The following is a 3,170-nucleotide window of genomic DNA, read 5'->3' as shown; positions in this document are numbered from 1 at the left end:
GGCTGACCATAATAAAATGACGATGCTTGTCCTTTACGTAGTGCACGCATGACTTCAATACCTTTAATTGTGGCATAAGCCGTCTTCATAGATTTGAATCCTAATGTGGCCCTGATGATCCGCTTTAGCTTGCCATGATCACATTCAATCACGTTATTTTTATACTTAATCTGCCTGTGCTCAAGGTCTGGTGGACATTTACCTTCCCGTTTTAACCGTGATAAAGCACGTCCATATGTGGGTGCTTTATCCGTGTTGATCACTTGTGGAATTTGCCACTTCTTCACATTATTTAAAATTTTTCCAAGAAAACAATAAGCTGAATGGGTATTTCGTCTAGCAGAAAGATAGAAATCAAGAGTATGGCCACGTTGGTCAACTGCACGGTATAGATATGCCCATTTGCCATTCACTTTTACGTAAGTTTCATCCAGATGCCATAAATGTCGATCTGTAGGATTACGCCAATACCAACGTAAACGTTTTTCCATTTCTGGAGCATAACGCTGAACCCAGCGATAAATTGTGGTGTGATCAACATTCACTCCACGTTCGGCCAGCATTTCCTGAAGTTCACGATAGCTGATGCCATATTTACAATACCAACGAACAGCCCAAAGAATGATTTCACCTTGAAAGTGCCGACCGTGGAAGGGATTCATCTGCTGTATCTCGAAATAAATAAGATATTTAGCTTATCATGTCAGCCTATTTGCAACAGTGCCCTAAAGCCTGACCAAGCTGAAGCTTTACGACAAGCATGGAAGGAGGGGAAGTATCTATCGAAAATGGCATTAGGGAAAGCTTTTGGGATTAGTCGTCAGGCGGTATACCGATATTTACAAGTTAGTGAATAGCTTATTGGGATTAGCAACTAAATTTAGTTTAACTTATAAAAATCATGAAACACTGTTCGAATTTTAAGCGTGGAACATGAATAATCAATAAAAAGCCGCTCTGGTGCCTTACTTCCTAGAGCGGCATAATCTAATATACTGAAATTTAATGATAAATATAAAGTGTTTCATATAAGGTGTATTATGTTAATTTAAGGAAATCTTAATCAAATTCCATTCTTTGTTTCCTGAATATCCAATAAATTAATTTTATTCATTTTTTCAGAGTGAATAACAATAGTTAATTTAGCAGGATGTTTAAATCTCATTTCGCTAATTCTGAATGTCCAAATCATAATTTTTAGTAAGTCCTCATCACTAATTCCCCTATGCTCTTTAATCCTTGTAATACCTGAACCAAATATAGGGACAGAAACACTGCGCTGCCCATAAACTATATTTACTTTGTCCCAGAATGTTATTAGAAATCCTAGATACTCAGGCATGGTTAAATTAGCTCTATTAGAGGAGTCAAATTTAGAAAAAGCAGTCAAAATATAGTCATTATGAACAAATATAGTTCCTATTTTAAACTTCTTTTTCTTTCCAACTAAACGATCTACGTTTTCCTCTAATATTTCATTATCCTCAAAAGGATAGTTATCAATCTCTTGATCAAGAGCACTTATTTCTATATCTAATTTTTTTTGTAAAAAAATTCCATTTAGAGAAACTTCATTAATAATTTTATTATCAACTAAAGTGTCAAAATATTCATTAAAAGCAATTACCTTCAATCCATCTTCTTCAAAAATATCGCCTTCCTTAATACAAACTGTAGTACCTTCAATATCAATTTCAACTGAATTTAATTTATTTGCTTTTCTCCAATCATAGATATAAATAATCACTAAAAATACTAAGAATACTCCACCTAATAAGCCTTGTATCTTTGATGGTATGGGAACAAAAGCAAGTAATAATGTTGCAAAGGCACTGAATAGAGATATTTTTAAAAAAAAGGAATCTCTCAACTTTTTATTAAATATTTTAACTTTCATTATAATTTATAGTCTTTAGATTCTAGAGGTGACTGTACTGTAAATCCTTTGTTTAATAGTGCGTTATGAAGTAAGGACTTATTTAAGGGAACATGTAAAACAGGAATATTTTTTTTAGAGTCCCTGAAAATTGGTAAATTATCCCACAATTGAGTCACTTCATTTTTAAATTGTCCATTTACTGATAAAAGTTCACTGTATGTCGTAAATTCTGGATAAACAACAATAATTGGTAGTTTAAGTACATTCACGCCATAATCAATTTCTTCTCTTAATGCTCTTGAGTTTTTAGTCTTTGAACTTAAAAAAAGAATAATATTTTTTGAATTTCTTAATCTTTCTCTTAACCTAGGTTTTAAGGTTTGCTCCCAATTACTATTATCTCGAACGTTATAAGTCGTTTCATGAGCGTTATAAAATGGAAAACTACCATCTTTTCCTTTCCATGCTTTTAGCATCTGATAATGACAAAAGTCATGTGTAGCATATGCTCCTAATGAAGATGGGTCAAAAGGTTCACTTACATAAAATGCGCTGTAACTATTAATTCTACTCACTTGATTTTCCTTAAATTATTTATATCTTATAATAATGCATTGATTATAAATGACAAGTAATAGAATTAATTCTAAAGATCAAATTGATATATATTTAACATAATGGTCGTTATACGAAGTACACTTGTATATTAATATAAATATCAACCACTTAATAAAAATAGAAAAATCCAAAAATGACCAAAAAGCCGATTTTGAAACAAGTCGGCTTTTTTATGAGCGGTTTTGATACTTCTTGCCAATAAATTTGACTAAAAAATAGTCAGTTTTGAGGTTTTTCAAATTTTATCAATGCCTCAATGTCCAAAATTATCCACATTTTTTGTGGATAAAATTTAGGCTATTTTGTAAGCCCTGGCTCATACCAATCTCGGCCCTTTGCTGCTATCCGCAATACTGGAAATTTCCTATCATGAAGACATAGAGAGCAGGATGCTCCAGATAAAAAGAATAAGATGAACAACAAGGAACGTGAGATCAGACAGGAGTCAGATCTAAGCGCCAAATATGGAAAAGCCCGACAGGATGTCGGGCTTTTTTATTGCCTATCCTTTCTCATTTGCAAAACAAACATAATGCCCCTAAAATATTGATGTGTGCTTAAAAAACAGGAGGGTTTAACTTGGTAAACTATACATACTCATTAGGAGTTTACCATGAGCAAGAAACAGAAGACTTACACCGCAGAATTTAAAGCTGAAGCCATAAAAGCCATT

General features: G+C 32.9%; 3 protein-coding genes. All 3 read right to left on the bottom strand.

Going from position 1 to position 3,170, the window contains the following annotated elements:
- Positions 1–662, bottom strand: a 662-nt coding sequence (locus tag FTT72_RS16005; protein ID WP_180176060.1) for an IS6 family transposase, incomplete at its 3' end; no start/stop codon positions are given.
- Between the two features lie 401 nt (positions 663–1,063).
- The gene (locus tag FTT72_RS15995) at positions 1,064–1,897 is read right to left on the bottom strand and encodes a macro domain-containing protein (RefSeq protein WP_019383561.1); all 834 of its coding nucleotides are present in this window, start codon (positions 1,895–1,897) and stop codon (positions 1,064–1,066) included.
- Positions 1,897–2,454, bottom strand: a complete 558-nt coding sequence (locus FTT72_RS15990; RefSeq protein ID WP_026094005.1) for a TIR domain-containing protein — start codon at positions 2,452–2,454, stop codon at positions 1,897–1,899. The genes FTT72_RS15995 and FTT72_RS15990 overlap by 1 nt, the downstream gene beginning before the upstream one ends.
- Between the last annotated feature and the right edge of the window lie 716 nt (positions 2,455–3,170).

This window comes from Acinetobacter sp. YH01005 (assembly GCF_013420465.1).
Lineage (GTDB): Bacteria > Pseudomonadota > Gammaproteobacteria > Pseudomonadales > Moraxellaceae > Acinetobacter > Acinetobacter amyesii.
Note: the sequence above shows the minus strand (reverse complement) of the source record. Positions and strands in the feature narration are given on the sequence as shown.

What these genes read in the sequence shown, in the direction of transcription:
- FTT72_RS15995 (WP_019383561.1), bottom strand. Translation starts at nt 1,897, where the DNA reads ATGAAAGTTAAAATATTTAATAAAAAGTTGAGAGATTCCTTTTTTTTA.